The following is a 4,452-nucleotide window of genomic DNA, read 5'->3' on the forward strand; positions in this document are numbered from 1 at the left end:
GCCCTCCCTGCCTGCGGGGAGGGGTATCCCCCCAGCCCCCCTCGCTAAGGGGGTGACAAGGCGTCTCGCGTCTTGCGTCTTGCGTCTTGCGTACGACGTAGGGCGTACACCGCACGACCCGCGCCCGGCATTTAGCCCCCGGGATCGAGCGCTAAACCAGCCGCAGCAGCGCCCGCTTAGCCAGCACGTCGATGAGGTGGGCGCGGTATTCGGCGGAGAAATTGTGGTCGCTCATCAACTGGGCCGCGTCTACCAGGTTCTCGCAGGCGGCCGCGACGGTCTGGGGGTCGAGGGGTTTGCCGGAGAGGGCCTGCTCGAGCCTGCTCAGGCGCATGGCGTGCTCGCCCGCGCCGGTGAAGGCGGCCCGCAGCCCGCCCGCGCCCATCGCCACCGCCACCCCGGCCACGGCGTAGCGGGAGGCGGGGTGGGGGAACTTCTCGTAGGCCATCCGCAGCGGCTGGGAGGGGGTGTGGCTCGAGGCAGCGGAGCCCAGGGGGACGTGGACCTCGGTGAGGATCTCGCCCTCCCCGACGGCGGTGGTGAACATCCCCTGGAAGAAGGAGTCCACGTCAACCACCCGCGCCCCGTCGGCCCCCTGGATCTTGAGGCGGGCGTCGAGGGCGAGCATCACGGCGGGCATGTCGGCGGCGGGGTCGGCGTGGGCGAGCGAGCCCCCGATGGTGCCCTTGTGCCGCACCATGGGGTCGCCGATCTGCTCGATGGCGTCGGGCAGGGCGGGGATGGCCTGGCGCACGAGGTCGGAGGACGCGACCTCGGCGTAGGTGGTCGCCGCGCCGATCACCAGGGCGTTGCCCTCGCGCCGCACGCCCCGAAGCTCGGGCACCCTCGAGACGTCGATGAGCGCCGGGGGCGAGGCCAGGCGCAGCTTCATGGCCGGGATCAGCGAGTGGCCGCCCGCCAGCAGCTTGGCGTCGGGGTTCTGCTGCAGCATCTGCAGGGCCTCGGCGAGGCTTTTGGCCCGGTGGTAGGTGAATTCAGCGGTGTACATAGGTCCCTCCGGGATGTCGGGGGTCGAGGACCGTCCAGCCCTGGACCCTTGACCCCCGACCGGTCATCAGTCGGCGGCCTGAGCCATCCGGCGGCCGTGGATGGCCCGCCAGACCTTCTCGGGCGTGTAGGGCATGTCCAGGTGCACGATGCCGAAAGGGCGCAGCGCGTCGAGCACGGCGTTGGCGATGGCGGCGGTCGAGGCGATGGTCCCGGCCTCCCCGATGCCCTTGATGCCCAGCGGGTTGTGGGGGCAGGGGGTGACGGTGTGGTCGTGCTCGATCTGCACGAGGTCTTCGGCGCGGGGGAGGGTGTACTCGAGGAGGTTGGCCGACAGCAGGTTGCCCGCCTCGTCGTAGACCGCGTCCTCCAAGAGCGCCTGCCCCAGCCCCTGCGCGATGCCGCCGTGCACCTGCCCGTCGGCGATCATGGGGTTGATGACCGGGCCGCAGTCGTCAACGGAGAGGTAGCGCAGCAGCTTGACCTTGCCGGTGTCGGGGTCGAGCTCGACCACCGCGACGTGGGTGCCGAAGGGGTAGACGAAGTTGGAGGGGTCGTAGAAGTGGGTGGCCTCGAGGCCGGGCTCGAGGTCTTTGGGGTAGTTGTGGGCCAGGTGGGCCATCAGCGCGACGTCGAAGAAGGTCTTGGCCTTGTCCGGCACCCCCTTGACCATGAACTTGCCGTCCTCGTGCACCACGTCCTCGGGGGCGGCCTCGAGCAGGTGCGCCGCGATCTTCTTGGCCTTGTCGGTGATCTTGCGCGCGGCGAGCACGATGGCCGAGAGCCCGGTGGGCGCCGAGCGCGAGCCGTAGGAGCCCCAGCCGTAGGGCATGCGCCCGGTGTCGCCGTGCACGAGGACCACGTCCTCGACCGGGACCTGCAGCTCGTCGGCCACCACCTGCGCGAAGGCGGTCTCGTGGCCCTGCCCGTGGCTGTGGGTGCCGGTGAAGACCTCCACCTTGCCGGTGGGCATCACCCGGATGAGCGCGCTCTCCCACTGCCCCGCCTGCGCCCCCAGGCTCCCCACCAGCGCCGAAGGGGCCAGCCCGCAGGCCTCGATGAAGGAGATCACCCCGACGCCGATGTGGCGGCCCTGCTTGCGCAGCTCCTCCTGCCGGCGGCGCAGGCCCTGGTAGTCCACCATCTCGAGGGCCTTGTCCATGGCCGCCGCGTAGTTGCCCGAGTCGTAGACCAGCGCCACGGGGGTCTGGTAGGGGAACTCGTCGGGCTGGATGAAGTTGCGGCGGCGGAACTCCACGGGGTCCATGCCCAGCTCGTGGGCCATCACGTCCATCAGCCGCTCGACGACGAAGGTGGCCTCGGGGCGGCCCGCGCCGCGGTAGGCGTCCACCGGCACGGTGTTGGTGAAGGGCGCTCTGACGTGGCAGTAGATCTTCTGGGTCTTGTAGTTGCCCGCCAGCAGGCAGCCGTAGAGGTAGGTGGGCACGGCGGGGGCGAAGGTGGTGAGGTAGGCCCCCATGTTGGCGACGGTGTCCACGCGCAGCGCGGTCACGCGGCCCTCGGCGTCCACGGCCATCTCGGCCACGGTCTCGTGGTCGCGGCCGTGGGAGTCGGTGAGGAAGCTCTCCGAGCGCTTCGCCGTCCACTTCACCGGCTTGTTGAGCTTCTTGGCCGCGTAGAGCACGATGACTTCCTCGGGGTACTGGAAGATCTTCGAGCCGAAGCCCCCGCCCACGTCCGGGGCGATGACGCGCAGCTTGTGCTCGGGGATGCCCAGGATGAAGGCGGCGATGAGCAGGCGGTGGATGTGGGGGTTCTGGCTGGTGGTCCACAGCGTGTACTCGTCGGAGGCGCGGGCGTACTGCGCGAGCGAGGCGCGCGGCTCCATGGCGTTGGGCACCAGCCGGTTGTTGCGGATCTCCAGCCGCACCGTCTTGTGGGCCTGCTCGAAGAGCGCGTCCACTTCGGCCTTGTCCCCGATGCTCCACTCGAAGCAGAGGTTGTCGGGGGCCTCGGCGTGGACCTGCGGGGCGCCGGGCTGCAGCGCCTTGCTGCCGAGCACCACGGCCTCGAGCGGCTCGTAGTCCACCTCCACGAGTTGCGCGGCGTCCTCGGCGATCTGGCGGGTCTCGGCCACCACCGCCGCCACGATCTCCCCGGCGTGGCGCACCTTGTCGGGGGTGATGGCGTAGTGCGGGGGCAGCTTGATCCCGGCGTGCAGCCAGCCGGTGGGGATGCCCTTGACGCCCGCGTCGAGCATCTCCTGCCCCGTGATCACCGCCAGCACCCCGGGCACCGCCAAGGCCCTCGAGGCGTCGATGCGGTTGACCTTGGCGTGGGCGTAGGGCGAGCGCACCATCGCCGCGTGCACCATGCCCGCGACCTGCATGTCGTCGGTGAAATTGCCGGTCCCGGTGATGAAGCGGGGGTCCTCCACGCGCTTCATCGCCTTGCCAAAGAGTTTGTCGGCCATATGCTCCCTCCGGTCGCGCTAAACGCTGGACGCTCGAATGACCTTCCGGCCCGCGTCCGGCGCCGGGCTCGCGACCCCGGCACCTCTAGTCGTCCGCCGCCACGCCGCTGCGCATCTTCTGGGCCGCGTACTGCACGGCCTTGACGATGTTGTGGTAGCCGGTGCAGCGGCAGAGGTTGCCCTCGAGCGCGTGGCGGATCTCCTCCTCGCTGGGGTCGGGGTTGCGCCGCAGCAGGTCGGCGGCGGCCATGATCATGCCGGGGGTGCAGAAGCCGCACTGCAGGCCGTGCATCTCCCAGAAGCCCTCCTGCACGGGGTGGAGGTTGCCCACCGCGCCCAGGCCCTCGATGGTGGTCACGCGGCTGCCGTCGGCCTGGACGGCGAACATCGTGCACGACTTCACCGCCCTCCCGTCGACATCGACGGCGCAAGCCCCGCACTGGCTGGTGTCGCAGCCGACGTGGGTGCCCGTGAGCCCCAGGGTCTCGCGCAGGTAATACACCAACAATTGCCGGGGCTCGACCTCGTGCTCGTACTGAACCCCGTTGACGTTCACGCTGATCCTGACCTTCTCTGCCATAGCGCCTCCTGACGTGCAATAGCCGTGCTCGAGCCTACGCCTCAGGGTTCTTAAGGGGGCCCAAGACCCCACGCCGGGCCCTCCGGCACCCGTGCACCCGGGCGGATGCCTGTACCGTTGCGACTGTTGAGCGTCAATGTGCACCTCCTGGAAGCCGGCGGCTTGACGAGGGGAAGGCCACGCCGCGACGAGCCCGGTAGGCCGGCCGTTCCCCGTCCTGAAATAGCTGTTCGCCAACCACTATACCCCTTAAACCTCCCGCTTTTTCAAGAAATCCGCCGCATTCGCACCATGTGCGAAACGCGTTTTTTCGCCCTGGCTGTCGAGCGTTTGCAAGGGCAAGCACAAACGGGAAGTGGGAAGCCTGTGGCCTGCGGTAAAGGCGCCCCACCCCAACCCTCCCCGCCCGCGGGGAGGGTTGGGGTGGGGC

3 protein-coding genes are annotated in these 4,452 nt (G+C 69.6%); all 3 read right to left on the bottom strand.

The annotated features are described in order from the left end of the window. Positions 1-151: 151 nt before the first annotated feature. The 3 genes from Mterra_RS19145 to Mterra_RS19155 all read right to left on the bottom strand — a co-directional run bounded on the left by Mterra_RS19145 (position 152) and on the right by Mterra_RS19155 (position 4,022). A complete protein-coding gene (locus Mterra_RS19145; RefSeq protein WP_119316581.1) occupies positions 152-1,009 on the bottom strand; it encodes an FAD binding domain-containing protein in 858 nt (285 codons plus the stop codon). Positions 1,010-1,075: 66 nt separating this feature from the next. Then, positions 1,076-3,442 carry a xanthine dehydrogenase family protein molybdopterin-binding subunit gene (locus Mterra_RS19150; RefSeq protein WP_119316582.1) on the bottom strand — a complete coding sequence of 789 codons (2,367 nt, stop codon included), beginning with the start codon at positions 3,440-3,442 and terminating at the stop codon, positions 1,076-1,078. Positions 3,443-3,527: 85 nt separating this feature from the next. Continuing rightward, complete coding sequence (locus Mterra_RS19155; protein ID WP_119316583.1) at positions 3,528-4,022, bottom strand: (2Fe-2S)-binding protein; 495 nt, start codon at positions 4,020-4,022, stop codon at positions 3,528-3,530. Positions 4,023-4,452: the final 430 nt, after the last annotated feature.

It is taken from the genome of Calidithermus terrae, from assembly GCF_003574345.1.
In the GTDB taxonomy this organism is placed as follows: Bacteria; Deinococcota; Deinococci; order Deinococcales; family Thermaceae; genus Calidithermus; species Calidithermus chliarophilus.

Coding starts and splice junctions, on each gene's coding strand:
- Mterra_RS19145 (WP_119316581.1), bottom strand. CDS start 1,009: ATGTACACCGCTGAATTCACCTACCACCGGGCCAAAAGCCTCGCCGAG.
- Mterra_RS19150 (WP_119316582.1), bottom strand. CDS start 3,442: ATGGCCGACAAACTCTTTGGCAAGGCGATGAAGCGCGTGGAGGACCCC.
- Mterra_RS19155 (WP_119316583.1), bottom strand. CDS start 4,022: ATGGCAGAGAAGGTCAGGATCAGCGTGAACGTCAACGGGGTTCAGTAC.